23 protein-coding genes and 1 tRNA gene are annotated in these 26,571 nt (G+C 46.5%); 10 read left to right on the top strand and 14 right to left on the bottom strand.

What is annotated here, in order from left to right; translation table 11 throughout:
- Positions 1-113: 113 nt before the first annotated feature.
- Positions 114-689 carry a serine protease inhibitor ecotin gene (gene eco / locus Q1B47_RS13660; RefSeq protein ID WP_299794690.1) on the top strand — a complete coding sequence of 192 codons (576 nt, stop codon included), beginning with the start codon at positions 114-116 and terminating at the stop codon, positions 687-689.
- A gap of 84 nt (positions 690-773) precedes the next feature.
- On the opposite strand, the gene Q1B47_RS13655 is transcribed toward eco, so the two are convergent.
- From Q1B47_RS13655 to zwf, 4 genes are read right to left on the bottom strand one after another with little or no spacing between them, the layout of a single operon-like run.
- A complete protein-coding gene (locus Q1B47_RS13655; RefSeq protein ID WP_299794688.1) occupies positions 774-1,415 on the bottom strand; it encodes a bifunctional 4-hydroxy-2-oxoglutarate aldolase/2-dehydro-3-deoxy-phosphogluconate aldolase in 642 nt (213 codons plus the stop codon).
- A gap of 17 nt (positions 1,416-1,432) precedes the next feature.
- The gene (gene edd, locus Q1B47_RS13650) at positions 1,433-3,259 is read right to left on the bottom strand and encodes a phosphogluconate dehydratase (protein WP_299794686.1); all 1,827 of its coding nucleotides are present in this window, start codon (positions 3,257-3,259) and stop codon (positions 1,433-1,435) included.
- A 9-nt stretch (positions 3,260-3,268) separates the two neighbouring features.
- Positions 3,269-3,967: a 6-phosphogluconolactonase gene (pgl, locus tag Q1B47_RS13645; protein ID WP_299794684.1), complete on the bottom strand. Its 699-nt coding sequence runs from the start codon at positions 3,965-3,967 to the stop codon at positions 3,269-3,271.
- 12 nt (positions 3,968-3,979) lie between these two features.
- Positions 3,980-5,452, bottom strand: a complete 1,473-nt coding sequence (gene zwf / locus Q1B47_RS13640) for a glucose-6-phosphate dehydrogenase (RefSeq protein WP_299794682.1) — start codon at positions 5,450-5,452, stop codon at positions 3,980-3,982.
- A gap of 310 nt (positions 5,453-5,762) precedes the next feature.
- On the opposite strand from zwf, the gene Q1B47_RS13635 reads away from it, so the two are divergent.
- Together Q1B47_RS13635 and pyk are read left to right on the top strand one after the other, a co-directional pair.
- Positions 5,763-6,617, top strand: a complete 855-nt coding sequence (locus tag Q1B47_RS13635; RefSeq protein ID WP_126505221.1) for a MurR/RpiR family transcriptional regulator — start codon at positions 5,763-5,765, stop codon at positions 6,615-6,617.
- A 184-nt stretch (positions 6,618-6,801) separates the two neighbouring features.
- Positions 6,802-8,241, top strand: a complete 1,440-nt coding sequence (gene pyk / locus Q1B47_RS13630; RefSeq protein ID WP_299794673.1) for a pyruvate kinase — start codon at positions 6,802-6,804, stop codon at positions 8,239-8,241.
- Between the two features lie 220 nt (positions 8,242-8,461).
- On the opposite strand, the gene Q1B47_RS13625 is transcribed toward pyk, so the two are convergent.
- Positions 8,462-10,741 (bottom strand): acyl-CoA dehydrogenase, encoded by a 2,280-nt coding sequence (locus Q1B47_RS13625; RefSeq protein WP_299794964.1) that lies wholly within the window; start codon positions 10,739-10,741, stop codon positions 8,462-8,464.
- 20 nt (positions 10,742-10,761) lie between these two features.
- Positions 10,762-11,397, bottom strand: coding sequence for a TetR/AcrR family transcriptional regulator (locus tag Q1B47_RS13620; RefSeq protein ID WP_299794671.1), 636 nt, complete (start codon positions 11,395-11,397; stop codon positions 10,762-10,764).
- Positions 11,398-11,859: 462 nt separating this feature from the next.
- Between Q1B47_RS13620 and Q1B47_RS13615 the strand changes: the two genes are divergently transcribed.
- Positions 11,860-13,233, top strand: coding sequence for a DASS family sodium-coupled anion symporter (locus tag Q1B47_RS13615; RefSeq protein ID WP_299794669.1), 1,374 nt, complete (start codon positions 11,860-11,862; stop codon positions 13,231-13,233).
- Positions 13,234-13,363: 130 nt separating this feature from the next.
- Here the strand turns inward: Q1B47_RS13615 and Q1B47_RS13610 are convergent, their stop codons facing one another.
- The 4 genes from Q1B47_RS13610 to Q1B47_RS13595 all read right to left on the bottom strand — a co-directional run bounded on the left by Q1B47_RS13610 (position 13,364) and on the right by Q1B47_RS13595 (position 16,073).
- Positions 13,364-13,831 (bottom strand): OsmC family protein, encoded by a 468-nt coding sequence (locus Q1B47_RS13610; RefSeq protein WP_299794667.1) that lies wholly within the window; start codon positions 13,829-13,831, stop codon positions 13,364-13,366.
- A gap of 94 nt (positions 13,832-13,925) precedes the next feature.
- Positions 13,926-14,864: a cation transporter gene (locus tag Q1B47_RS13605; RefSeq protein WP_299794665.1), complete on the bottom strand. Its 939-nt coding sequence runs from the start codon at positions 14,862-14,864 to the stop codon at positions 13,926-13,928.
- 151 nt (positions 14,865-15,015) lie between these two features.
- Positions 15,016-15,240 (bottom strand): hypothetical protein, encoded by a 225-nt coding sequence (locus Q1B47_RS13600; protein WP_299794663.1) that lies wholly within the window; start codon positions 15,238-15,240, stop codon positions 15,016-15,018.
- 230 nt (positions 15,241-15,470) lie between these two features.
- The gene (locus Q1B47_RS13595) at positions 15,471-16,073 is read right to left on the bottom strand and encodes a protein-disulfide isomerase (protein WP_299794661.1); all 603 of its coding nucleotides are present in this window, start codon (positions 16,071-16,073) and stop codon (positions 15,471-15,473) included.
- A 240-nt stretch (positions 16,074-16,313) separates the two neighbouring features.
- On the opposite strand from Q1B47_RS13595, the gene Q1B47_RS13590 reads away from it, so the two are divergent.
- The 3 genes from Q1B47_RS13590 (at position 16,314) to Q1B47_RS13580 (ending at position 21,120) form a co-directional block, all read left to right on the top strand.
- The gene (locus Q1B47_RS13590) at positions 16,314-17,843 is read left to right on the top strand and encodes an NAD(P)/FAD-dependent oxidoreductase (protein ID WP_299794659.1); all 1,530 of its coding nucleotides are present in this window, start codon (positions 16,314-16,316) and stop codon (positions 17,841-17,843) included.
- Between the two features lie 43 nt (positions 17,844-17,886).
- Positions 17,887-19,113 carry an FAD-dependent oxidoreductase gene (locus tag Q1B47_RS13585; protein WP_299794657.1) on the top strand — a complete coding sequence of 409 codons (1,227 nt, stop codon included), beginning with the start codon at positions 17,887-17,889 and terminating at the stop codon, positions 19,111-19,113.
- A gap of 171 nt (positions 19,114-19,284) precedes the next feature.
- Positions 19,285-21,120, top strand: a complete 1,836-nt coding sequence (locus Q1B47_RS13580) for a M2 family metallopeptidase (protein WP_299794655.1) — start codon at positions 19,285-19,287, stop codon at positions 21,118-21,120.
- A 79-nt stretch (positions 21,121-21,199) separates the two neighbouring features.
- Here the strand turns inward: Q1B47_RS13580 and smrA are convergent, their stop codons facing one another.
- On the bottom strand, positions 21,200-21,787 hold the full coding sequence (smrA, locus tag Q1B47_RS13575) for a DNA endonuclease SmrA (RefSeq protein ID WP_299794653.1): 588 nt from the start codon (positions 21,785-21,787) through the stop codon (positions 21,200-21,202).
- A gap of 103 nt (positions 21,788-21,890) precedes the next feature.
- Here smrA and Q1B47_RS13570 point away from each other — a divergent pair, with 103 nt between their 5' ends.
- Both Q1B47_RS13570 and Q1B47_RS13565 read left to right on the top strand, forming a co-directional pair.
- Complete coding sequence (locus tag Q1B47_RS13570) at positions 21,891-22,460, top strand: DUF4440 domain-containing protein (RefSeq protein WP_299794650.1); 570 nt, start codon at positions 21,891-21,893, stop codon at positions 22,458-22,460.
- Entirely contained in the window at positions 22,450-22,935 is a 486-nt protein-coding gene (locus Q1B47_RS13565; RefSeq protein WP_299794648.1) for a YchJ family protein, read from the top strand. Before Q1B47_RS13570 ends, Q1B47_RS13565 begins: the two co-directional genes overlap by 11 nt.
- Before the next feature lie 43 nt (positions 22,936-22,978).
- Here Q1B47_RS13565 and Q1B47_RS13560 read toward each other — a convergent pair whose 3' ends face one another.
- The 3 genes from Q1B47_RS13560 to Q1B47_RS13550 form a co-directional block, all read right to left on the bottom strand.
- The gene (locus Q1B47_RS13560) at positions 22,979-25,147 is read right to left on the bottom strand and encodes an EAL domain-containing protein (RefSeq protein WP_299794646.1); all 2,169 of its coding nucleotides are present in this window, start codon (positions 25,145-25,147) and stop codon (positions 22,979-22,981) included.
- A 168-nt stretch (positions 25,148-25,315) separates the two neighbouring features.
- Positions 25,316-25,603, bottom strand: coding sequence for a DUF406 family protein (locus Q1B47_RS13555; protein ID WP_299794643.1), 288 nt, complete (start codon positions 25,601-25,603; stop codon positions 25,316-25,318).
- A 139-nt stretch (positions 25,604-25,742) separates the two neighbouring features.
- Positions 25,743-26,234 (bottom strand): VC2046/SO_2500 family protein, encoded by a 492-nt coding sequence (locus Q1B47_RS13550; RefSeq protein ID WP_299794640.1) that lies wholly within the window; start codon positions 26,232-26,234, stop codon positions 25,743-25,745.
- A gap of 124 nt (positions 26,235-26,358) precedes the next feature.
- On the opposite strand from Q1B47_RS13550, the gene Q1B47_RS13545 reads away from it, so the two are divergent.
- Positions 26,359-26,443 (top strand) — tRNA-Tyr (locus tag Q1B47_RS13545).
- The last annotated feature ends 128 nt before the right edge of the window (positions 26,444-26,571 follow it).

The following is a 26,571-nucleotide window of genomic DNA, read 5'->3' as shown; positions in this document are numbered from 1 at the left end:
AATTTAACCCTTTTTGAAATGCTTGTCGTTTATAGCTACTACAGACTCAGCTGAACTTAGCCTATATTGTTCATTGATATTATAGCCACCGGCTATTTGGAGAATTTAAGATAATGAAGATAATCAAACAAGCAATCAGACACTCTGTCTCAACTTCGCTCATTGTTGCTACCCTGTTCCCATTTAATGCATCGGCGACCAGCCCGACACATCCAGGTGGCGTAAGCCAAAACATGATCGCATCACAAACCTACAACGCTTCGAATTATCAGGTCCACGAGGCATCAAAGATGTTTCCAATGCCAACAGAGGGGATGGAACAACATGTTCTTACCCTGCCAGCCATTGAAGATGAAGAGAACTATATGGTGGAGATACAGATTGGACAAACCAGAATGGTAGACTGCAATAAGCACTCTCTGATGGGAGAGCTCACACGAGAAACTGTAAAAGGCTGGGGATATGGTTATTACAGCGTTAAGCATATCAGTGACGGGCCGAGCACTATGATGGCATGCTTAGATTTAGCTAAGAAAGAGGCATTTTTGCAGATCCCCGACAGTTTAAAGATCAACTATGACAGTCGCCTGCCTAAGGTATTTTACCTGCCAGAGGGGAGCGAAATACGATATCGAGTCTGGACTGTAGACAGCCAGTTCAATATCTCAAAACTAAAGACAAACCAATAACAGATATTAAAAAGGCTACCCACATGGGTAGCCTTTTAAAAACCTGCAGTCAATAATGCTGCCGTTGAACGGTGCCTGAATCGATTAGATACCGTCAATCGCTTCCTTACAAAGCTGTGTTATGCGATCCCAGTCCCCCTGCTCCATCGCATCGGTTGGCGCTATCCAGCTACCGCCGATACAATCGACATTTTTAAGTGCCAGATAATCTTTATAACTGCTTGGCGTAATTCCACCGGTAGGACAGAAGCGGATATCTGCAAGTGGGCCTGAGAATGCTTTAAGGGCACTGACACCACCTGATGCCTCTGCCGGGAAAAACTTAAAGTTAGTATAACCCAACGACATACCCGTCATCACCTCAGAGATACTGGCAACACCCGGGATCAATGGGATCTTACCAGCCATCGCGGCCTTTAACAGCTCGGGGGTCGCACCGGGTGTGATAACAAATTGCGCGCCTGCTTCTTCAGCCTGCTTCAGCTGGGTTTCGTTCAGAATCGTACCGGCACCGACTAACGCATCGGGAACCTCTTTGGCGATCTTAGTGATAGCCTCCAGGGCACAAGGCGTTCTCAATGTCACCTCAAGGACACTGATCCCACCGGCAACCAGTGCATTGGCTAGCGGTACGGCATCCTCAATCTTATTGATAACCATGACAGGAACAATAGGGCTTCGTTTAAAAATATCTTGTGGTTGTAACGACCAGTTATTCTCAAGCATTGCGTAACTCTTCCTTATTAATAGTTTTCATCAATAGCGCTGGTACAGCGGGCACCAGTTTCGGGACTACTTAAGTTTGATCTTAATGCGCCAAACAACTCACGACCCATTCCATAACTTGTACTTCTCAGGTCAACCTCTTCAGCCACACGCGCTGCAATGACTTCATCGGCAACAAGAAGAGTCAGCTCACCGGTTAAGGCATCTACACGGATAAGATCACCATTTTGAACCTTGGCAATTAACCCGCCGTCTAAAGCTTCAGGCGTCAAGTGGATAGCAGCTGGAACCTTGCCTGAAGCGCCGGACATACGACCATCGGTCAAAAGTGCAACCTTAAATCCACGATCCTGCAGGGTACCCAAGATAGGTGTCAACTTGTGAAGTTCAGGCATACCAATCGCTTTCGGCCCCTGCCCCTTGACAACAACAACACAATCTTTTTCCAGTTCACCTGCCTGGAAGAGCGCATCCAGCTTATTTTGATCATCGATAACAACCGCAGGGGCCTCGACAAATCTATGTTGCTCCTGAACGGCAGACACTTTGATCACAGCCCTTCCCAGGTTACCTTTGAGCAGCTTCAACCCGCCATTGGCCTGAAACGGCTTAGCTACCTTAGTCAACACCTCTGAGTCTAAGCTTTCACTCTGACCATCGACCCACTTTATCTCACCATCGATCAATCTTGGCTCTTGGGTGTAACGTCTGAGACCGTGACCGGCAACAGTGTCAACATCTTCGTGCAGAAGACCGGCGTCGAGCAGCTCTCTGACCAGGAAGGCCATACCGCCCGCGGCATGGAAATGGTTAATATCGGCATGGCCATTAGGATAGACGCGCGCCAGCAATGGTACAGCATCAGACAGTTCCGAGAAATCATCCCAGTTAATGATGATGCCCGCAGCGCGAGCAGCGGCAACGATATGCATGGTCAGGTTGGTGGAACCACCTGTTGCGAGAAGGCCTACTATGCCGTTAACGATAGATTTTTCGTTAACTAACTCGCCGATAGGCGTGTATTGTGTGCCCATCTCGGTTAAGCGACACACCTGTTTCGCGGCCGTTTTGTTAAGTACCTCCCGAAGCGGATCGTCAGGATTAACAAATGAAGAGCCTGGCAGCTGCAGCCCCATCACTTCCAGCATAAGCTGGTTACTGTTCGCCGTACCATAGAAGGTACAGGTTCCGGCGCTATGGTAGGACTGAGACTCGGCTTCAAGAAGAGCGGCGCGATCTACCTGCCCCTGAGCAAACTGCTGTCTGATCTTGGCCTTCTCCTTATTAGGGATCCCCGATTTCATCGGACCGGCAGGAACGAATAACATAGGCAGATGGCCAAAACTTAACGCTCCTATCAGGAGGCCGGGAACAATCTTGTCACAAATACCCAGTAACAAGGCACCATCGAACATGTTATGGGATAAGCCTACCGCCGTAGACATGGCGATAACTTCACGGCTAAGCAGACTCAACTCCATGCCCGGCTGACCTTGAGTCACACCATCACACATTGCTGGAACACCGCCGGCAACCTGAGCAACACTTCCCACTTCCGCACAGGCTTGCTTAAGCAGTGCCGGATACGCCTCATAGGGTTGATGGGCCGACAACATATCATTGAATGCCGTCACGATACCGATATTGGCTTTAGTGAGCGCCTTAATCGACTGTTTATCATCTCCCTGACAGGCGGCGAACCCGTGGGCCAGATTTCCGCAACTCAGTGAGCTGCGATGAACGCCGTTTGACTTAGCTTCATTCAGCGCTGCCAGGTATTTGGCCCGAGTCTCTTTACTGCGAGCGATGATTCTGTCGGTAACAGATTGAACAACTGCGTGCATAATATCTCCTTAAGCGCTCCAGTAAACGTCGACGGGTGTCTTGTGCTGAGCTAAGACGGCCCTGATCGGCATGCTTTTAGCATCTTCATTTTCAAGCGCTTGACGGTAAACAGACAGTTTCTGCTCACCTACAATGTGTAAATAAATTTGGCGACTGGCTAAGATGGCGGATTTCGATAACGACAGGCGAGGATTTGGTGCACTGGTAGGGTTTACCGCTATACACACAGCTTCCGTATTTAATGCTGTATCGATCTCTTCAGAGCATGGGAACCATGAACATGTGTGTCCGTCACTGCCCATTCCCAGCACCACGACGTCAAATGGTCGCGGGAAGTGAGCCAGTTGTTCACTGGCCATGACAGCCCCCTCCTCAGGTGAAGAGAACATATTCTTTAAGCCTCTGAACTTGGCATTGGATGCACGGTTTTGTAGAAGGTGCTCCCTGACTAACCTTTCATTTGAAGCATCTGAGTCACTGTCGACCCAACGCTCATCGGCAAGAGTGACAAATACCTCAGACCAATCGATACTTTTCTTACTCAGTAACTGAAACAGTTTGAGTGGCGTAGAGCCGCCGGAGACAATCAGGCTCGCCTTGCCACGGGTATCGACCGCCTCTTGTAATTGGTTTGCGATTCGCTCTGCAAGCTGATTCTCCAGTGATGATGTATCATCAAAAGATTTGAACACACTCTCTTTAATCATGGTCATGTTCCTTTATTCGTCCCAAGAACGGCCGTCTTTTGCTATCAAAGCAACTGATGCAACAGGTCCCCAACTACCGGCTGGATATGATTTAGGCTTCTCGTTGCTGTCTTCCCACGCCTCGATGATCCCGTCGACCCATTGCCATGAATGTTCAACTTCATCGCGCCGAACGAACAGGGCCTGGTTACCTAACATGGCCTCGAGAAGCAGACGCTCATAGGCATCGGCGATGCGTTCGTTTTTGAAGGTATCTGAGAAACTTAAGTCGAGCTTTGTCGTTTGCAGACGCTGTTTCTGTTCAAGCCCAGGCACTTTATTCATCATCTGAATTTCAACACCTTCATGGGGCTGAAGACGGATAGTAAGCTTGTTCGGCGGAAGGTTACGATAATTTGAACGATACAGGTTATGAGGCGGGTTCTTGAAGTAAACCACGATCTCAGAACTCTTTGTTGGCATGCGCTTGCCGCTTCTGAGATAGAAAGGCACCCCCGCCCAACGCCAGTTGTCGATATCGACACGTAGTGCGACAAATGTTTCCGCATTGGATTGAGTATTTGCCCCCTCCTCCTCGAGGTAGCCCGGTACAGGAGAACCTTGCAGGAAGCCGGAAGAGTACTGGCCTCTGACAGTATTTTCATAAATATTATCTGAATTGATGGGGCGAAGTGATTTGAGTACCTTCACCTTCTCGTCACGAATACTGTCGGCGTCCAGGTTTACCGGCGGGTCCATTGCTACTAAGGTTAACACCTGCAGCAGGTGATTCTGGATCATGTCGCGCATCTGCCCTGCTTTATCGAAGTAACCCCAACGCCCTTCGATCCCCACCTCTTCTGCCACGGTGATCTGCACATGGTCAATGGTACGGTTATCCCATTTAGAGGCGAACAGTGAATTTGCGAATCGAAGTGCGATAAGATTCTGAACCGTCTCTTTACCAAGATAGTGATCTATACGGTAAACCTGATTCTCATTGTAATAGGCTGAGACTTGATCGTTGATGACTTTAGAGGATTCGAGATCGGAGCCGATAGGTTTTTCAAGAACGACACGTGAATCGGGATGAATAAGGTTTTGTTCGTGGAGGCAGCGACATATATCACCGAAGATGGCTGGCGGGGTAGCGAAGTAACTGACCATGACACGCTTTTCCGGCTCTAAAACGTCATGGAAAGCCTTGTAACCCTCGGACTCGGTAAAGTTAGTACCAATGTAATGACAACGAGTTAAGAAGCGTTCGAGTGTTTGTTCACACAACTCCTCTTTCACAAACCCCTTCAAAGCCTTGATGACTAACTCTTGATACTCTTCATGGGTGAAAGCATCCTTAGCAACGCCGAGAACCTTGGTCTCTTCGTTTAAAAGGCCAGCTTTGTCGAGCTGATATAATGAGGGAAGCAACTTACGGCGAGCCAAGTCCCCTTTTGTACCAAACAATACAAAATCACAAGCTTTGGCTTCTGGTGTTGTTATGCCCATAGCTCCTAAATCTCCTTTGTGTCACAGTGCCACATCGATTCGATGAATAGTTCACATGTTTGTTGTAATATAACAACAGAAATTGTTAATTGCATCTAAATTTTGCAAAAAAGCGATAGTTAGTCCCCTAGGCATTCACAGGCAAAATCTGGTATGCTTTTCGTGATTAAATTACTATATATAGTAGAAAGTTTTACCAATACCTGAATGATAATTCTCCATAGAGGTCGGGTTTGTTACTTTTAGATTCATTCTAAAATGACATAAAAATATAAATATAATTACATTACTTTCGAGTGGACGTACGCATATGAATACCCTTGAAAAGGTTCAAAAAAGCCTTACACATTTTAGTAAATCAGAGCGCAAAGTTGCTGAGGTAATCTTAGCCTCACCCCAAACAGCGATCCACTCCAGTATCGCTACTCTGGCAAAAATGGCTGATGTAAGTGAGCCTACCGTTAACCGTTTCTGTCGTCGGTTAGATACTAAAGGTTTTCCCGACTTTAAACTTCACCTTGCTCAAAGCTTAGCTAACGGTACGCCTTATGTCAGCCGTCATGTCGAAGAAGATGACAGCCCCGACTCTTATACGACTAAAATATTTGAATCTTCAATGGCTTCGCTCGATACGGCTCGTCAGAGTATGGATACTGCGGCAATAAATAAAGCGGTAGACATCCTGACTCAGGCTAAGAAGATATCATTTTTTGGCCTGGGGGCATCCGCTTCGGTGGCTCACGATGCGCAGAACAAATTCTTCCGCTTCAATGTACCGGTTATCTGCTTCGACGACGTTTTAATGCAGCGCATGAGTTGTATCAACAGTGGTGAGGGCGATGTTATCGTTCTTATCTCCCACACGGGCCGTACTAAGTCGATGATCGATATCGCTCGTTTGGCTCGTGAGAACGGCGCAGCCGTCATAGGTATCACGGCCAGACACTCCCCGCTGTCTAGTGAATGTACCCTACCTGTGACCATGGAGGTTCCGGAAGATACCGATATGTACCTGCCTATGGCCTCCCGTCTGGCTCAGCTCGTCGTTATCGATGTATTAGCGACCGGATTTACCTTACGACGCGGCCCTCGCTTCAGAGAGAGTTTGAAGCGCGTTAAAGAGGTATTAAAGGAATCACGAATTGATAAAGATCCCATACTGTAACTGACTTTCCTTCCCATTCTGGCAGTACAACATTCACCGTACTGCCAAATTTAGACTAATATTTAGTGGCACCTCACAAAAATTATAACTTGCGCTAGATCATTTTGTTTGTAATTTTCCTACAAAAGTAGGTATTGTCTGTTAATATAGTGTCAGAATTTTTTTAAACTTAACGGAGTATCTCATGTTCCGCAGAACCAAAATCGTAACTACTTTGGGTCCAGCTACCGATCGCGATGACAACTTACGCCGCATAATCAAGGCAGGCGCTAACGTTGTTCGTCTAAACTTCTCACACGGTTCTCCTGAAGACCACCTTAAGCGTGCAACCGATGTGCGTAACATAGCAAAAGAACTTGGCGTTCATGTTGCTATTCTGGGTGACCTACAGGGTCCTAAAATTCGTGTCTCCACCTTCAAAGACAACAAAAAAGTTCAGTTAGGCCTTGGTCAACACTTTATCTTAGATGCTGATCTTGAAAAAGGTGAAGGCGATGAGAATCAAGTTGGTATCGACTACAAAGAGTTACCAAACGATGTAAGCATCGGTGATATCCTGATGCTCGATGACGGCCGTGTGCAACTACGTGTTGAAAGTGTTGAAGGTAATAAAGTCCACACTTCAGTCACTGTTGCAGGACCATTATCAAACAACAAGGGCATCAACAAGCAAGGCGGCGGATTATCGGCTGCAGCGCTTACCGAAAAAGATAAACGTGACATCATCACAGCCGCCGACATTCAGGTTGACTACTTAGCGGTCTCTTTCCCTCGCAGTGGTGCTGACCTTAACTATGCTCGTGAGCTTGCTCAACAAGCAGGTAGTAATGCACTCATCGTTGCTAAGGTAGAGCGAGCAGAAGCGGTTGCCACAGACGAAGCGATGGATGATGTTATCCTGGCTTCAGATGTTGTCATGGTAGCCCGTGGCGACTTAGGTGTTGAAATCGGCGATCCTGCGTTAGTTGCGGTACAGAAGAAGCTGATCAGCCGCTCTCGTCAACTTAACAAGAGCGTTATCACTGCAACGCAGATGATGGAATCTATGATCACCAGCCCAATGCCGACTCGTGCTGAGGTTATGGATGTAGCTAACGCAGTTCTCGATGGTACCGATGCGGTAATGCTATCAGCCGAAACCGCTGCTGGCGACTACCCTGAAGAAACTGTACAGGCGATGTCAGGTGTTTGTCTTGGTGCTGAAGAGCATCCTAGTGTTCAAGTCTCTAAGCACAGACTCGATGAGAGTTTCGCGACTGCAGAAGAGACCATCGCGCTTTCTACTATGTATGCCGCTAACCACCTTAAAAGTGTCAAGGCTATCGTTGCATTAACTGAGTCAGGTGCTACACCTCAGTTAATGTCACGCATCAGCTCTGCGCTGCCAATTTTCGCTCTTTCTCGTCACGATGTGACACTGGCGAAGATGGCGCTTTACCGTGGTGTTCAGCCTGTACACTTTGACTCTACCAAGTTTAGTGCCGAGCAGTTGGCTACTAAGGCGTTAGAATCTTTGACCCAGGCAGGCTACCTCAAGAGTGGCGACATGGTCTTAATGACTAAAGGTGACTCTATGGAAACTATCGGCGGAACCAATACCTGTAAGGTATTGATCGTCGCTTAATTTCGATTCAGCTCAATAAAAAAGGTACGCAGATGCGTACCTTTTTTTTGTCTGACAGCCCGCAAAACAGCTGGCATTGGTCGAAATTACCACATCTTATGTTCGTTTTCATCCAAAAGAAGAGAGCTGCCTGAGTCTTTACCAGATACAAAAAAGGTACCCCCGGGGTACCTTTTTAACTCCTGAATGATCTTGTGATCAGACCTTATTTATTCTGACGTTACAGTGTTTTGAAATCATCCACATGAATCGCAATCTGCCTGAGCTTATCTGCATTGACAATCGCTTCAAACTCACCTTTGTTGATCACCGATACCTCAAGTGCCATCTCAAATAGCGCCATATTGCTTAATTTCTTAGGTAAGGTACCGGCCCGCTGCGCCTTCTTGATCTTCTTGTATGTATTACGACACTCGAATTGTGCAAGGAAAGCATCTTCAACCTCTGCTATACCACCTTTATCGCCCTCGAACTCCGGGCATAAGAATGTGAGCCTGTCCCGTGCTGGCCCGGGTTGGAGTATTCCTCTTGCTAAATCTATAGTCATCCTATCACTTGGGCCATTAAAGTGGTTGCCGATCGGGAAGATCAAGGCTCTCATTACCCATGCAACCGGACGGTTAGGGAAGTTGCGTAGTGCCCCCTCCAGCGCTTGAGCCGCTTTTTGTAACCGGGTCGTCATCACAAACCGCACTGCCGGAAGATCATCTTGCTGGCGGCCGTTATCTTCAAACAGCTTCAGAGTAGCCGATGCTAAGTATAACTCGCTCAGTACATCCCCTAATCTGGCAGATAACATCTCTTTACGCTTCAGATCTCCCCCCATGATCAACATGGAAAGATCTGTGATAAAGGCCAATCCTGAAGACAGTCTGCTCATATCCTTATAGTACTGCTGCGTCTCACCGCTGACAGGAGACTGGTTAAAACGGCTGCCCGTTAATGCGCAAAACAGTGAACTAAACGCATTTCTTGCACCATAGCCGATATGTCCAAGCAGCAGAGAGTCGAATCTTTCAAGTGCAGCAACCGAGTCTTCCATGGCTGCAGTTTCCATCTCGGCCAGTACATATGGGTGACAACGTGTTGCCCCCTGACCAAAGATCATCAAGCTACGGGTCAGGATGTTTGCCCCTTCGACGGTGATCGAAATAGGGTTAGCCATATAGGCATGGCCCAGGTAATTCTTGGGGCCAAGTTGTATCCCCTTGCCCGATTGAATATCCATCGCATCGTTGAGCACATCGCGACTCATCTCTGTCATATGGTACTTGGCTATCGCAGTGACCACAGATGGCTTCACTTTCAGGTCAATACCCGTAGTGGTAAGTCGCCTCGCCGCTTCGAGCTGATAGGTGTTGGCAACGATTCTTGCCAATGCTTCCTGAACGCCTTCGAACTGCCCGATAGCCAGGCCGAATTGATGGCGCACATAACTGTAAGCGGTCGTGGTCTTTGTCGCGGTATGACCACAAGCCGTCGCCAATGCAGGCAATGAGATGCCACGGCCGGCAGAGAGACACTCCACCAGCATTCTCCAACCTCTGCCCGCATATTGGGGACCACCAATTATCCAATCCAGTGGAATGAAAACATCTTCACCATGTGTGGTGCCATTCATAAACGCCATACTGAGTGGGTTATGACGCTGTCCGACTTTAACGCCGGGGTGATCCGTCGGAATTAACGCACAAGTGATACCGAGTGCTTCTTTATCACCCAATAAGCCGTCTGGATCGCGCATCTGGAACGCAAGTCCCAGCACAGTAGCAACCGGCGCCAATGTGATGTAACGTTTATCCCAGTTTAGCTTTAACCCTAATACCTCTTCACCTTCAAACTCCTGACGGCAGACAATCCCCTCATCGGGAATCGCACCGGCATCGGAGCCCGCTTCGGGACCGGTCAATGCAAAACAGGGCACCGCTTCACCACAAGCAAGCTTGGGAAGCCAGTTATCACGTTGCTCCTGAGTACCATAATGTGTGAGTAACTCTCCCGGACCTAATGAGTTTGGCACCATGACGGTCACCGCAGCACTGACACTTCGGCTGGCAAGTTTAGCGACAATGGTCGAGTTAGCGTAAGCCGAGAAGGCCTTACCCCCATATTGCTTTGGAATGATCAGCGCAAAAAATCCCTCTTTCTTAAAGTATTCCCACAGCTCCGGTGGTAGGTCTTTACGCTTGTGTACGATATCGAAATCGTCAATCATGGTTAATGCCGTCATAACCTGATTGTCGATAAAGTCCTGCTCCTCATCCGTTAATTTTGGCTTGCCATAGCTGTGAAGCGTCTCCCAGTTAGGCTTGCCTCTGAACAGCTCCCCCTCCCACCAGACATCTCCGGCTTCCATCGCCTCTTTTTCTGTATCAGACAGAGGTGGCAGTAGCTTCTTGAAGAAAGAGAAAATCGGACGAGTGATAAGCTGCATCCTGATGTTTTTGACACCAAAGAGCACAATAATTACAAGTAGTGCAAGTATGAGTAGAGTCATGATATTACCTTTTGTTTTGTGCCTTATTTAACAGGAACTGACACACCGGCAGAGAGGTATGGGATCACTTTGCGGATCACCGTCTCTATATTGTTTTGTTCATTGAAGTCTGCGGCGGCAATCTCGATCAACGCATCGGCCGAAGCCATGGTGAATACGACGGTACCTAAGGTAAAGTGTAAACGCCAGAACATCTCAGCGGGTGGAATATGAGGTGCGCTATCGGCCACCGCTTTCACAAACTGATCTAAATGTTCACCGTAATGTGTTGTAATAAACCAGCGCAGGTGACCCTGGCTCTCGATGTAGCCACGACCCAGAAGCTGAAGGAAAGTACTCGTCCCCTCTGCTCTGACTTTATTTAACTCTAGTAGAGGTTCGACTAGTATTGAGAAAATATCGTTGAGTGAGGCATTGCTATCCGATGCCTGCAATCTGACGATCTCCGAAGACGCGATCGGCATGAAGACATCCAGGTATCGAGCTAATACTGCTCGTATCAACTCTTTTTTTGAACCAAAATGATAATTTACAGAAGCCAGGTTGACCTCCGCTTTACTGGTGATCAGGCGTAAGGAGGTTTCAGAAAAGCCCCGCTCTGCAAACAATTTCTCTGCAGCATCCAGTATTCTAGTTTTAGTATCGGATCGATTTGCCATTCCGTGACCTTATGACTCTATTTTAAACACCTGTTTAAATTAAACATTGGTTTACTTTTTGTCAAATGAAATTAACTGTCAAAAGCACTCTATGTGTAGTTTTTCAAATAAAGTCATAGCTCGATGAGACTTATCGTTTGAAACCCTATCGAGTTAAGTGATGTTAGCCCCGTTGCTCTTCTACCCATTAGAACATCTTTTTAAAACAGGACAAGAGCTCCGGTCAACTGTTTAAATGCGAATAAAGGCAATAGATTTCAGTTAAACAGGCTTAACAGCTGACAGTCTTAGTATGCAGGTGCTTATCACAACATATTTCCAACGCTTTTTCAGTTTAATTTCCGGTAATTACTCTTAATTGTGTAATACTAGTACCAGCGGAAAACTCATAAACTATGTGGGCCAAATCACTCTCTCTTCCCGCGTAGGCGTATCACAACATTACTGTGCTAAGGAAAGCATATGAGAAGCGTATGGCTCGCCATCAAAGATTGGTTGTTACACCGCAAGAGCCTTATTTTTCTTGCCGACGTGCTTCTGTTCCTGTTCATGTTAAATACATTGCCTTTTGAAGCCGATATCGTAACGGGTCTGAGTCTGCTCACCTTTATCGCCATATTGTGGCTGACAGAGGCCATTCATGTATCGATCACAGCTCTATTCGTGCCTGTGCTGGCCGCTATATTCGGTGTCCTTGAAACCCCGGAGGCGCTGGGTAGCTTTGCCAATCCAATCATATTTCTGTTTCTGGGAGGTTTCGCGCTTGCTGCTGCGCTACACCGGCAGCGGGTAGATAGAGTCATCGCAGATAAAGTATTACAACTCGCCAACGGAAAGATGAGCATTGCGGTTATTATGCTATTTGCCGTAACAGCTGTTCTATCTATGTGGATCAGCAACACGGCCACAACGGCGATGATGTTACCATTGGTACTCGGAATTTTAGCCAAAGTCGATGAGCAGGACGACCACAACACCTATGTTTTTGTTCTTCTGGGAATAGCCTACTGTGCCAGCATAGGTGGGATAGCCACCATAGTGGGCAGTCCGCCTAATGCCATCGCGGCAGCTGAAGTGGGTCTGAGCTTCACAGAGTGGATGATGCTGGGCCTGCCGATCACCCTTCTTCTGCTCCCCATCGCAGTCAGCCTTCTTTATCTGATGCTGAAACCAAACCTGAGCTATACCTTCACCATTCCCCGCGAGCAGGTAAGATGGAGTAGCGCCAAGATCACCACCTTTATCATCTTCTGTATCACAGTGACCCTATGGATATTCAGCAAACCACTCAACGCCTTTCTTGGTGGATATAGCAGATTTGATAGTCTGGTCGCTCTGCTTGCCATCATCATGTTAAGCCTGGCCAGGGTCGTAAAATGGAAAGATATCGATGAAACAACTGACTGGGGGGTATTACTGCTGTTCGGTGGCGGGATCTGCCTCAGCAATGTATTGAAGGAGACAGGAACCAGTGTATTTCTCGCTCAAAATTTAAGTGATTACCTGCAGCAGGCAGATCTTTTCATCATCCTGCTGATGGTCGCCACCTTCGTGGTGTTTCTGACAGAGTTTGCCAGTAACACGGCCAGTACCGCTCTGCTTGTACCTATATTTGCCTCAATCGCAGAAGTGCTGGGTGTATCACCGGTGATCCTATCGGCATTGATAGGTATCGCGGCGTCCTGTGCATTTATGTTACCCGTTGCCACTCCACCCAACGCAATAGTTTTTTCTTCGGGGCACATCAAGCAACGGGAGATGATGAGAACCGGGGTCATACTCAACCTCATCTGTATTGTCGTTCTGTCAGTGTTTGTCTGGCTATTTTGGCCCTAGAAACGCCCCTCACCCTATTCGATACCTACTTGTTCTGTTGAACAATCACTTTTGCCATATAGCCGGTCCCCCCCTGAATCGATGTCGTAGGTGCTGCGGCAGCATACCCGTCACCATCAATAACTGAACATCAGGCGATAATTTCTGTCGTCACCTCTGTTTTCACTGAGTTGGCGATAAAACAGTTTTCGTGAGCGAGATGGTGCATCTTCTTCAACTGATCTATTGTCGGTTGACGTTCACCGGAAAATTCTATCTCAGGCCTTAAGGTCACTCTCGACACCCATGTTTTGCCGTTGCTGTCCTCCTCCATGACGCCTACGGCTTTATCGAGGTAATTTTCAACAACATATTTACGTTTAGCGGCGATAGAGAGAAACACCAGCATATGGCAACTGGAAAGGGCTGCTATAAATGCCTCCTCCGGGTCAACGTTCGCCTCGACAGAAAATGGAAGCGGAACGACATGAGGAGAGGATGATGCGGGCACGATAACACCTCCGTCAAACTCCCAATTATGACCCCGGCTATATTGGTTATCGGTGAAGCACTCTTCTTCACTACGCTCCCATCTAATAACAGCAGTATACTCAGACATCCTTTCTCCAAACCTTTCTATTAAAAGTGCTTTTATTTGAACGAAATAATCACGCTCATTTATGGCGTTTCTATAAAACGATCAGCTGACTATCCTACAGAGGTGCTTTCATCATGCTAAACAATACTAACTCAACATCGACAAAGGTCAGCTCTTCTGCGAGCTCTGCAGTCAAAGACTCCTTCATATCCATGATGGCTCCGCTGTCATGTTCGGCCAATTCGAGTAAAGAGAGGCTGATGATCACCAGGTAACTACTCCCCGTTTTTCCGATATTAAGAGCTTGAGAAGTGAGCCCCAGCTGCTCGAGTCGACGTGTGACTCGGCCTTCAATGGCTTGATGTTGTTTCTTGTCCTGTAACTTGCCACCGGCAAGCTCAATAAATGCCCCTTTGATGATACCCAGAGGCTGATTCAACATCGCAATAGCGAGAAGCAGTACCAACAAGGCATCACCGATATAGAGGAGAAAATCCAGCGCTGTACCAGGTGTAATAAAGCCAATCACCACAAGTACGGCACCGGTTGAGGCCGACAGCACCCCATCGATGAATGAGGCCTTTTGGTCAACCTTTAACATAGCGCTCCCCATCCTGATCCGACTGTTTTGTATTCGATAAAATGCCGATAATCCCCAACAGATGGTCACCATGGCTATGGCGTAGTAAACAATGGGGCCGGTTTTTATCATATTAAGTGGCTCTCCTTCCAGGTATTGGAGAACCTTACCGCCATTGGAGGTCAATGCCGAAATGATCACTCCCAGTAGCAACAGACCTTTCATCAGGGAGTATAGGGCTTCACTCACATACAAACCAAAAGGAAACTTATCTGAACGTATGGTTTTTATTCTCGAGATCTTCAGAGCCACTATAGAGGAGAGGAACAGAATAAATGACATATTTCCGTCCAATAGCAAGGCATGAGATCCTGAGAGATAAAAAGTAAACCAACCACTTATTGCCATGACTAAATTGGCCACAATCCCAACGGATATCGACTGCCGCTCAACAGAGCCTATTCTATCTTTCATAAAACTATTCATTGGTAGAAACGATTAAACACTATATACAGGTTGAAACGAAACATCATCTTGACGGCTAACGCCACCCGAAAGATGGAAAGACAACTTGTGTCTAAAGGCTGGCCGACAACAAAGCTATTTGGGATAAACCGATGACCGTTCAAAAATTAGATTTTGCCCAGTCACTCAGTTTATCAGTGGGCTTAGGGAAGCCGAGAGAGTATACGAAACGATTTTCACTATCTTGAAACACATTAGTATTGACTGCCAACAACACGAAGCCCTCCGACAGTAATGTGCTGGCGTCCTGAGGACACTCAGTTTCGACAATTTTGGTAACTTGAAGCAGGATCTCTTGTGACTCTGTAATGTCAACGTTATCCATGGTTATCCCTGTATAAGAGCCAAAAAGTGGATTCATCGGAGAGTTATTTAATTGATATTATAAACCTATCACTGTCAGTCTGTGTTGAGCAAGGAAGAATGAGCTCAAAAGTGAAGCATTTTAATAGCCTATGAACATGCGGTGACCTCTATAACAGACAATCCATCAATCACCCTTTGTCTGGCTCAGTCGTTGGCCTGGCAGCTGACAGACCATAAAGGGTTAACTTATCAACGGCCTAACTCTTTTTGTACCGCTTCTACTACTGCTAGAGGCTTATCCAGATAGAGAGAGTGATCGATAAATATCCCTCTCTCGTCCGTCGATAACAGGAGTACCGGAAATGCCGTCGTACCGATCATCTCCTGGATCTCGGCGATACCGGCAAGAATTGACTCTGCATCGCTGCTTAACTCATCCCTGAATACCTTATTCGACGGAGACAACTTATACTGCTCGAGGAGCCGGGTAAAATCATGTTTGCAAGCCAGTGGGTTACCATCGATAAAGTGTGCCTTTTGCAGCGCATTTAATACGGGCAGCATTTTATCGGCTTGTTTATTCTGCATCCATGCCATCAGGTTGGCCGTTTTGGTGGCATTTTTAGGGCTATTCACATAGCGGAGATGTTCTCTGCCAAACTTTACCCCACTGAGTTTACCAACTGCATCGACCTGCTCCTGACCCGCACTGTCTGTACCATTAAAATGGGCACAATGAAGCATGTGGATCTTCATTTCAGGGAAAGCATCACTAAGAGCATTTACCAGAAGGGTCGCGGCATAGCTCCATGGGCAGTGGGAGTCATAGATAAAATATAGATCGGTGTTCATCAATTTAAGTCTTTAACGGAATATATTGGAGTGATCCTAATTAGTTTATCTCCAATATACAATTATCAATTAACCATTTGGCGATATCAGAATTAATTTTAAACTCTAACGCTTCAAAGGCCAGCACCTCATTTGCTGGCCTGTCTGATGCACACTACAATCATAGTATGGGTGAAAAAAATTCATAGAGATCAAGAGCAGAGCCCCAATTTGCCCTTCACCAACCAGGCGGAGTCGATAATGGATGTGGACTATTTAATTGTTGGTAGCGGTTTATCGGCATTGGTATTTGGAGCCCTCAGTGCAAAATCCGGCAGCAAAGTACTCATGGTTGAGGCTCATCAATACCCTGGTGGTTTCGGCCATACATTCCCTATGGGCAAGCATTACAGATTTAATGCCCAGCTCCACTATGTCTGGAATTGCGGAGAGGGAGAGACAGTCAATAAAGTACTCAAGCGCCTGGAACTCGATAAACAGGTGACCTTCGAATCATTCGATTCTCAGGGCTTTGATCATATGAGGATGCCAGGTTTCCAGCTTGATATCCCCTACGACACAGACCTGCTTCTCAACAGACTCAAATCACTATTCCCTGCACATGGGCCGCAATGCACAGGGTTCATCGATGAGGTGAGGCGAACCGCCGATGGCTTAGCCGTGTTATCGGGCGATGAACGCTACAGGAATATATTCACCAACCTGAGACAAACGGTAACGGCCTTTAAGAACATAAGATATACCTTGCAGGAGGTCTTCGACAAACACCAACTACCTCTTGAAGCACAAACACTACTGGCACTTCAATGGCCGGATTTTTTACTCCCGCCCAACCAACTTTCATTCTGTGCCTGGGTCCTGCTTTTTACCGGGTACCAGAGAGGAGCCTACTACCCCACCCTGCATTTCGAACATGTCATCAATTCACTGGTCGACACGATAAGAGACAATGGTGGTCAGATCATCTATCAGACAGAGGTCGACAAGTTTATTATCGAAAATAATCGGGTGGTCGCGGTGGAAGCGACAGACCTTGCCACCAATGAAGCGGTAAGCTATCAGGGAAAGCGTATCATCTGCAATATGGACCCTAAGAAAGCCGCCCACCTGATCGGCATGGAGAAGTTCTCCTGGAAAGTTCGAAAGCAGTTAGATTATGCCTATTCACCCTCCAATTTTATGGCGTATTGCGCCGTTAAGGACATCAATTTAGAGGACTACGGATTCGGCAAGTGGAATATCTTTCATACCTCTCACCGTGACCTTAATATCGCGTTCGATACCATGTATAACCATCATGATTACACAACACCCAGTTATGCGATCTCCACCCCTGGCTTCTTAACTCATGACAACTCGGACAGACCCGAAGGACAACAGATTATCGAGTTTTTAACCGTAGCCGATTACCAATACTTTAAAGCGTTAAAGCTTAGCGATCCCAGGGCGTATCGGAAGAGAAAAAGAGAGATATTTGATGCAATCCTGGATAGCGTCGAAAAACACTATGTCCCGGATTTCAGGGAATATTTAGCTTACAAAAATACCGGAAGCCCGACCACCAACGAAAACTTCTGTTGGTGTCCGGAAGGCAACTCATATGGTTCTGCGATGACACCGGAGTATTTTAACCTGTGGAGATTAAATCATAACAGTTCACTAAAGGGCCTCTACTTTTGTAACGCCTCATCCGGTTATGCAGGTTTTGCAGGTACCTTCTGGACCGGCGCAAAGCTATACCAGAACCTCTCTGGGGAGCTGATTCTATAGTTTACCGATATCATTCAAGTAGCTGTAATTAGGAGAGTGTGGGATGAATTTTGCGATCATCGGAGGTGGAGCCAGCGGAATGGTGACAGCCTATTACCTCAGTAAATTGGGCCACGAGGTTACCGTATATGAGAAACAACCCATATTGGGCGGCCATATTCGCACTGTGAATAAAAATATTAAGGTTGCAGGCATTCCACCTCAGCTCACCCTCGAGGGTGGGGTCGTTGAGTTTTCGAGCAACTTTAAGCACTTTCTCTCGTTGATGGATGAACTTAACGTCGAACTTGAACCCCTTAGAGTCGGCTCGGCTCTGTTTAAACGAAATATGAAGCGCTTTCTTTCACCCACAATGATCACCGGAAACATTAAGGGTATCGCCATTTTGCCGGAGTTCTTCAAGCTTGCATCTGTTTACCTCTCGGCAAACTGGCTCTTAATGCAGATATACCTCAAGCCCACATCTTCTCTCAGAGATAAACCATTTGAAGACTATGTGGGTAACAAGCAGGTAAAAAACACCTGGTTAAAACTTTTTACTATGTATTGTTTCTCTATCCCCTATAAGAAAATTATGAAAATTCCTGCAGAGTTAGCGTTTAATATTTTCAGGCGCTATTTCTGGGCAGACTGGAAACGGATAAAAGGGGGCGTCTACGGCTACATAGAGAAGATAGAACCTCTGTTAAACGGCACAGTGAACCTAAATGCAAATATAAAACAGATCACCCGCACCACTGACGGGATAACAGTAAGCTGTGGTGATAACACAGATACCCATTTCGATAAATTGGTCTTAGCCGTTCCCCCCGATCAGGTATTAACCTTGATAGCAGACCCTACGGCAGATGAAATTGCATGGTTTTCCCCATGGAAAAAAAATGTCGCCCAAACCGTCCTCCATGCCGACCCACTGGTTTACAGACGTTATGGTATAGCTCACCCTTCTGAATTTGATTTTTTTCAGACTGAATCCGGATGGGGCTATAACGCCAGCTTAAATCGCATATGTGGTTTGTCTTCAAAACAGCTATATAGCCTGGCCTATAACATTGACAACCTGATCGCCAAAGAGAATATCATTCAGGCATTCAAGCACCACACCCCTCTCTATACCGTTGAGGCATTTCATCATCGACATAAGATTATCGACAGTAACGGTGACAACCACACATACCATGTCGGTGCCTACCTTTACGATGGTCTGCACGAAGGAGCAGTACTCTCAGCAAAGAAGGTCGCTGCGCTCGTCAAAAGCATTGCTGAGTAAAAACCTGCGCCATCCGGCTTAATCTGTATCTATGCTCTCTGAGGATGGTTCTGACAAGGGCTAAAATTTAGACGCTAGTTCCACTGAAGCAACCCTTCTTAAAGTTTTACGACCAACCAGGTGATTTTGATGTAAAATACGCAACACAAAAATAACAAGGGATATGATTCGATGACACCTTTATCTCCAAGGCTTACAAAGCTTTCGCTTCTCATCGCTCTTTCAGTCGGAGTATCGGCTTGCAACAGTACGCAAACCGACTCCTCCGGCGCTCAATCAAAAGCCGATGAAGCGGTACAATTTATTCAAAAATCAGAGAAACAACTTAGTGACCTCTCCATAGAGATCAACCGCGCCGAGTGGATATACAGCAACTTCATTACCGAAGATACAGCGGCACTCTCTGCTGCTGTGGGTGAAAAGCAGACTGCCACCTCAGTAAAGCTGGCCACCATGGCGGCTAACTATACTCAACTTCCACTGGACGAAGTCAACCTGCGTAAACTCAATATATTACGTAGCTCTCTGGTATTACCGGCCCCTCTTGATCCTGAAAAGAACGCTGAGTTGGCCTCAATAAGCGCCGAATTAAATGGCCTCTACGGCAAAGGAAAGTACTGCTTCGAAGATGGGCGCTGTCTGACCCAACCTGAATTATCGGCCATTATGGCTGAATCACAGGATCCGGCCGAGTTACTGGAGGTCTGGAAAGGTTGGCGTGAGATCGCCAAACCTATGCGTCCCCTGTTTAAACGTGAAGTTGAGCTGGCCAATGAAGGGGCAAAGGATCTGGGTTACGCCAATCTATCGGAATTATGGCGCAGCCAATATGACATGAAACCAGATGCATTCTCCAATGAACTCGATCGATTGTGGGGGCAGGTAAAGCCACTCTATGACTCTCTTCACTGCTACGTTCGCGGCGAACTCAATGAAGCCTACGGCGATGAGGTTGTCTCAGGCCAGGGACCTATTCCCGCTCACCTGTTAGGTAATATGTGGGCCCAGAGTTGGGGAAATATCTATGACAAGGTGGCCCCAGAGGACGCCGATCCCGGCTACGATGTCACTCAGTTACTGTCTGAGCATGACTATGATGAGATCAAGATGGTAAAACAGGCCGAAAGCTTCTTCAGCTCTCTGGGCTTTGCCGAGTTACCCGACACCTTCTGGGAACGGTCTCTATTTGTCCAGCCAAAAGACAGAGATGTAGTCTGCCATGCCTCGGCATGGGATCTTAACGATCTTGACGATATCCGCATCAAGATGTGTATTCAAAAGACGGCCGAAGACTTTACCGTTATCCACCATGAGCTGGGGCATAACTACTACCAACGAGCATACAAAGATCAGCCGTTCATCTTTAAAAACAGTGCCAATGACGGCTTCCATGAAGCTATCGGAGACACCATAGCCCTCTCGATTACCCCCAGCTACCTTAAACAGATAGGTTTACTGGACGAGGTGCCTGACGCCTCTAAAGATATCGGGCTGCTGCTGAAACAGGCGCTGGATAAAGTTGCCTTTATGCCGTTTGGCTTGATGATCGATCAGTGGCGCTGGAAAGTCTTTAGTGGTGAGATCACTCCTGAACAGTACAACCAGGCTTGGTGGGATCTCAGAGAGAAATATCAGGGCGTGAAGGCACCGGTTTTACGTGGCGAGGAGAACTTTGATCCCGGCGCTAAGTACCATGTTCCAGGTAACGTTCCCTATACCCGCTATTTCTTAGCCCATATCCTACAGTTTCAGTTCCACAAGGCACTGTGTGAAGTTGCAGGGAACGAAGGGCCTGTTCATCGCTGCAGCATCTACGGAAACAAGGAAGCGGGGGCTAAACTCAACACTATGCTTGAGATGGGGCAGAGTCGTCCCTGGCCTGAAGCATTAGAGGTGGTAACCGGCACTCAAGAGATGGATGCCCGCGCCGTTCTCGATTACTTTGCGCCCTTGCAGGTCTGGCTTGATAAACAAAACAGTGAAGCTAATCGCCAATGTGGTTGGTAGCCTAGAGCTGTTTGACAGATAATATGCTAACGCTCAACACTCTTTGTTGAGCGTTTTTTATATTCACCTCTTAAAAAGTCTATCTGAACCCGCTCCCCTTATGATTTTGCTCTCTCGATTCGATACGCTTAAGCTCGGACTTTCTCAACATGACATATAAAGCCCCCGTTCCGCCATGCTCTCTTTTAGCGCTGTGAAAGGCTAACACTTTATCTAAGTTCGACAGCCAATTAACCACACAGGACTTAATCAGAGCTTTTATCGGTTTACTGTTAAATCCTTTGCCATGAATGACCAATACACAACGCTCTCCCTTCTCATATCTGTCTTCAATATAGTGGTAGAGCGCCTCCCTGGCCTGCCGCACGGTTAACGCATGAAGGTCTAACTCGGAAAGAAACTTATATTTACCGGCACTCAACTGTTTAAACACGGGGCTCTGCACACCGTCACTGCAGACACTGACCACCTCTTCAGGCGCTACAGGTTCAATGAGATTAATATCTGCTGTTAACATTAACAAGGCTTGTGATAGTTGTGCCGCTTTCTGTCGTTCTAATTGGGAAGCCGAAATACCACTGTTATTGAACGGCCTTATCTGCTCACTTCCACTAAGAGGCTTAACCCCTGCCATCTCGTCAAGAAAGGATGAAACATCATCATTCACCACTGAATTCTCCTCTTAGACACACTTTGTTAAGAACTAAAACTTTAGATAAATTACACCTTCTATTATAGTGACATCAGTATTAGTAGATTTGAAATCATTAATGACACTTTTTAAATTTATCGCCGCGACCTTCCTCTCTTTGGTTTTCATGGTACAGCCAACGGTTGCTATGCCCGAAGATAATGTCGCACTGAACCGCTTCTATACCCAATTCTCTGAGGCATTTGAGCATCTGGATGCCGAGATGGTCAAGAGTATTTATGCCGAAGACGCATGTTACATTCCGGAAAATCAGAGTAAAGAGATCACCATGGGGCGAAATAATATCATCGCTCTCTATAAAAAGTTTTTCGGAAAAATTAAGCATAAAGAGGCACGCATCGAGGTTGATTTCAGAGTGGTCGAGCGTCAAATGGAAGCGAGTAATGCAACAGATATTGGTTACTACCTGATTCGCTTTTATCCGCCGGTAGATGCCGAAGAACCTGTCAGTGAGTTTGCCGGTAAATTTGTCACCGTATCCAAAAAGAGTGAAGATGGTAAATGGTATTTAACTGTCGATACCAATAACAGAGCCGAACCTCCTTTTTATTACAATGCAAAACCCTCCCCAAATCTGTATTATGGCCGTCAGTTTACACCTTTAGCTGCCGAGAACCATGACCACTAATCCTGACACCTTATGCCCTTGTGGTAACTGCATAGATCAAATACCGCTCACTTACATAAGATGCTGTAAACCATTTCACAGTGGTGTAGGCGTGCCCGCAACGCCCGAAGCCTTGATGAGAAGCCGCTATTGCGCATTTGTCCTTAAAGAGTATGACTACTTGATCGAGACCCATCACCCAGATTACCTCGATGGTTTGACAGCCGAAACGCTGGCACAAAGTAGTGAGCCCCACTGGCTATCATTGGATGTACTATCAACGAGAAGTTCTGCACAGGCTGGTGAAGTTTGCTTTCAAGCCTGGTACCGAGAGGAGATGGATATTGACGCGATCCATGAGTGTTCGCAATTTGAGCTTATCGAGGGCCGCTGGTTTTATACTCAAGGAGTTCAAAAAGCAGCAATTTTCCCAAAGAGAAATGCACCATGTGTATGCAACAGTGGCAAGAAGTTTAAGCAGTGCTGTATGAACTAAGCCTCTATCATATCAACAAAGATGTTCGCGGCCTGACTTGTATCTAGTGAAGCAACTCAGGTTTTGTTTGAGACAAGAACCGGCTGAAATCAGACTCTCTCAGCGCCGGACTATAGAGGAAGCCTTGCGCCTGGTGACACTTATGTTGAGACAGGAAGCTCTCCTGCTCTTCGGTTTCAACCCCTTCGGCAGTCAGCGAGATATTTAAGGCCGATGCCATGGCAATAATCGCGCTCACGATCTCCCTGCTTTCATGGCTTACCGTCAGGTCTGATATGAAGGAGCGGTCGATCTTAAGCTTACTGATTGGAAACTGCTTCAGATAGCGCATAGAGCTATAACCGGTACCAAAGTCATCGATAGCCAGGCCTACTCCTAGCTCAGAAAGTTCCTGGCACAGTTTAGTGGCATATTTAATATCTTCCATCAGCTCTGTTTCGGTGATCTCCAGAATTAATGTGCCGGGCCTTAACCGATAACGGGTGACCAGTTGCCAAACCTGCTCAAACAGGTTGCCACTGAAAAATTGTCTTGCAGAGACATTAACATGCATGGAAATATCAATATTATGGTGCTGCCACAGATTAAGCTGCCTGCAAGCCGCTTCAAGCACCCAGCTACCTATGGCATTAATCAGTCCGGTCTGCTCGGCGATGTCGATAAACGCACCGGGATATAGCACCCCTTTTTTTGGGTGATGCCAGCGAATCAACGCCTCTGCACCAATATATGCCTTCTTATTCAGATCTTTCAGAGGCTGATAGTAAAGTTCAAACTCCCGCCCTCTTAACGCCGTTTGCAGGTCTCTTTCAATCTGTGCGTTATCTTTAAAAGCGTTGAGTAATGCATTATTGAAGACCTGTATGGTATCTCCCTGTTTCTTTTTCGCATATTGCAGTGCGATATCGGCACAGGCCAGAGGTAAAAACAGCTCTTCGACTGAGTTAATATCGACAATTGCCAGCGCCGGTTTGGGATCTATCTGCTCTCTGCCTATGGTCACAGGCAGAATTAACTGCCGATACAGTCTGGTGGTAATATACTCCATATCGGCTTGGCTCTGTTCGGGCAAGATAACGGCAAACTCATCACTGCCTACCCTCGCAATTTGATCAGTATAATTAACACTGGCAAAGTGCTTTAATCGTCTTGCCATCTCGATCAGCAGCATATCTCCGCTCTCATGACCGTAGGTATCGTTAAAGCGTTTAAATCCACATAGGTCTATTAAAATAAGTAAACCTTTGCTTGTTTTTTCAAGTTCGCGATTGAAATAGGTACGGTTATACAGACCGGTTAGCCCACAATGCCAGGCCAAACGCTCCAGCTCAGATTGATACCTTAACTCTTCTGAGCAATCTTCGGCTTTGACTAGCGCAAAATGGTTGCCTCTTTCGGTTATAAATTGCTTTGCGGAATACCTTAACCAATATTTGGAACCATCTTTCCGGATAATCTCACAATCCCCTTTCGCAAGCTTGCCCTCACGAACTCTAGCCAGTGCTAACTTAGCCTGTTCGGGATGCTGTTTAACGAAATCGAGTTGACTCAAAGGGCGGCCGATGACCTGGCTTTTAACTGCCCCCGATATCTCTTCATGAGCTTGGTTTACATATTCGATAATATCGGTATGAAGGTTGACTAGCATACTGATCTGCTCCGACTGCTCCGCGGCGGTAAGGAACAGAGTCAGCCTCTCATCTTTCTCATAGGCATAACGGGTCGCCAGTGTCAGCGCCAGCTGATCGGCAACTTGAGATGCGATATGGATCTCACTGTCGGACCAGTGAAAGTGATCTTTTCTCTCCAGAAAGAGGACACCTTCGAGGTGACCATTGATCCTGATTGCAATATCTAAAGTTGACTTAATTCCCTTAGGAGCAAAATAGACAGAGGCAAGCTCTTCGAGTCTCACGTCACTGTTGATATCGGTCGCATCGATGAGGCGCTGCCCTTTAAGCTCGGCTATATAATCAGGACAGTTGAGAGGAGATGGGCGTGAAAAAGTATCAGACAACAAGGTGCCGTAGTTAGCAATGTTGCTAATTTGGTTATTATCACAAGAGAGGATGCATACTCCGACGTGAGTCACATGAAGTTGCTGACACAGAAGCTCTGTAGCCAGTTCAGCCGTCTTTTGAAAATCGCCTTCTTGTTTAGCTTTGGAATTAACAATCAATTCCAATAAGTGTTGATACTTACGTTTCTTCACTAATAGTCCTTGAAGCAGCAAGCCAACTGGCTTGCTGATTGTTTCTAATTAACTTTGGTTTGCGAGCCCAGAGATAATGAAACCAATATGTAATATATATATTTTATAAATAATTTTTCTTTAAGAGACTACACGAGAATGTCACGACTCGGCAACACACAGGTCAATTTAAATACTGTTTTCCAGCTGAAAAATCATTTTTTCGGCACTAAATGCGAAGTTGAGCAATAAAGTCACCTGTGAATTTTCAGATTTGATCTCAGTAGTCAGCTCATCGAAACGTTTTGTTGCTTTCTCCTGCATAGCTTCAGCGTCTGCCTTGGCAGAATCTCCGCTAAAAGTCATCACCAATTGGGTATCATGTTCATCGATGACGGCGCCGATGTCGGCATAGCTTCCACAATCATTGCAGGTATCATTCACTAGATCAGATTGTGCACTCTTAATATTTTTCATGTTTTAAGGCCCTAAAATAAACTATGGTCCTTATTATACTTCAAGTTCCTGACTCCTACGCTTTGCGGCACTGGCTTAGATCACAAAAGCTTATATTTTCTATATATGAGTCGACGTTATTTCTCTTCTTACAGTTTCATCAGGCCAAAATATGGCTCATCTGGCGCTGCCGGGAAAGTTGATCCACAAAGTGGACACCTTCGGGTAGATAAGGATCGGCTTGACTCTTTGAACTGTATCTTTGTCTGACTCTCAATTCACAGTTAGCCAGAACCTGCTGAACCTCTAACGGTTCACTACCTCGGGTGACCACAGCTTCCGGCTTCAACGCCTGCATAAGCTGAAATGCCCGGGTACCTCCGAGGTGAAACTGTCCGCTGTTATCTACCGGGGATGAATCGAGAGTTAAGTCCGCAACCAAGCATTCCTCTGACGGTAGCTCAAACTTAGCTCTGAGCGCTGCATCTGACGTTAATGCCTTATCATTTAATTGAAACTGAGCCATATCTCTTGCATCTGTCGACAATAATGCCAACAAAAGTGCAAACTCTCCCCTTCGATCGCTATCCACCGCACGATTGAGACGAGAGCCTAATTGGGTCTCATTAACTAATATCTTACCTGGCTGCATAAAAAAACATCAACAAATCAACTCGTTGATAATTAATCGACCGCTTGAACAAGAACTTTAGAATTAATTTCAATATTGGCTTTACTCCGCAAACGTTTGTGACTATTATTGCCGCCGCAAGTGAGGAGGGGTTCCCGAGTGGCCAAAGGGATCAGATTGTAAATCTGACGGCTCAGCCTTCGAAGGTTCGAATCCTTCTCCCTCCACCATTTGCGTACTCTGAAATAGAGTTAACTGCTAAAGTAAGATAAAGAAAAATATGGAGGGGTTCCCGAGTGGCCAAAGGGATCAGACTGTAAATCTGACGGCTCAGCCTTCGAAGGTTCGAATCCTTCTC

Source organism: uncultured Shewanella sp., from assembly GCF_947501225.1.
In the GTDB taxonomy this organism is placed as follows: Bacteria; Pseudomonadota; Gammaproteobacteria; order Enterobacterales; family Shewanellaceae; genus Shewanella.
The sequence above is the reverse complement of the archived record's forward strand: the minus strand, read 5'-3'. Positions and strand labels throughout refer to the sequence as shown.

Excerpts from the sequence above, each read along its gene's own strand:
- Q1B47_RS13555 (WP_299794643.1), bottom strand. The coding sequence starts at position 25,603 with ATGAAAAATATTAAGAGTGCACAATCTGATCTAGTGAATGATACCTGC.
- Q1B47_RS13600 (WP_299794663.1), bottom strand. The coding sequence starts at position 15,240 with ATGGATAACGTTGACATTACAGAGTCACAAGAGATCCTGCTTCAAGTT.
- edd (WP_299794686.1), bottom strand. The coding sequence starts at position 3,259 with ATGCACGCAGTTGTTCAATCTGTTACCGACAGAATCATCGCTCGCAGT.
- Q1B47_RS13655 (WP_299794688.1), bottom strand. The coding sequence starts at position 1,415 with ATGCTTGAGAATAACTGGTCGTTACAACCACAAGATATTTTTAAACGA.
- Q1B47_RS13570 (WP_299794650.1), top strand. The coding sequence starts at position 21,891 with ATGACACTTTTTAAATTTATCGCCGCGACCTTCCTCTCTTTGGTTTTC.
- zwf (WP_299794682.1), bottom strand. The coding sequence starts at position 5,452 with ATGGGCATAACAACACCAGAAGCCAAAGCTTGTGATTTTGTATTGTTT.
- Q1B47_RS13580 (WP_299794655.1), top strand. The coding sequence starts at position 19,285 with ATGACACCTTTATCTCCAAGGCTTACAAAGCTTTCGCTTCTCATCGCT.
- Q1B47_RS13620 (WP_299794671.1), bottom strand. The coding sequence starts at position 11,397 with ATGGCAAATCGATCCGATACTAAAACTAGAATACTGGATGCTGCAGAG.
- pgl (WP_299794684.1), bottom strand. The coding sequence starts at position 3,967 with ATGATTAAAGAGAGTGTGTTCAAATCTTTTGATGATACATCATCACTG.
- eco (WP_299794690.1), top strand. The coding sequence starts at position 114 with ATGAAGATAATCAAACAAGCAATCAGACACTCTGTCTCAACTTCGCTC.
- Q1B47_RS13610 (WP_299794667.1), bottom strand. The coding sequence starts at position 13,831 with ATGTCTGAGTATACTGCTGTTATTAGATGGGAGCGTAGTGAAGAAGAG.
- Q1B47_RS13615 (WP_299794669.1), top strand. The coding sequence starts at position 11,860 with ATGAGAAGCGTATGGCTCGCCATCAAAGATTGGTTGTTACACCGCAAG.
- Q1B47_RS13550 (WP_299794640.1), bottom strand. The coding sequence starts at position 26,234 with ATGCAGCCAGGTAAGATATTAGTTAATGAGACCCAATTAGGCTCTCGT.
- Q1B47_RS13635 (WP_126505221.1), top strand. The coding sequence starts at position 5,763 with ATGAATACCCTTGAAAAGGTTCAAAAAAGCCTTACACATTTTAGTAAA.
- pyk (WP_299794673.1), top strand. The coding sequence starts at position 6,802 with ATGTTCCGCAGAACCAAAATCGTAACTACTTTGGGTCCAGCTACCGAT.
- Q1B47_RS13605 (WP_299794665.1), bottom strand. The coding sequence starts at position 14,864 with ATGAAAGATAGAATAGGCTCTGTTGAGCGGCAGTCGATATCCGTTGGG.
- Q1B47_RS13590 (WP_299794659.1), top strand. The coding sequence starts at position 16,314 with ATGGATGTGGACTATTTAATTGTTGGTAGCGGTTTATCGGCATTGGTA.
- Q1B47_RS13585 (WP_299794657.1), top strand. The coding sequence starts at position 17,887 with ATGAATTTTGCGATCATCGGAGGTGGAGCCAGCGGAATGGTGACAGCC.
- Q1B47_RS13595 (WP_299794661.1), bottom strand. The coding sequence starts at position 16,073 with ATGAACACCGATCTATATTTTATCTATGACTCCCACTGCCCATGGAGC.
- Q1B47_RS13565 (WP_299794648.1), top strand. The coding sequence starts at position 22,450 with ATGACCACTAATCCTGACACCTTATGCCCTTGTGGTAACTGCATAGAT.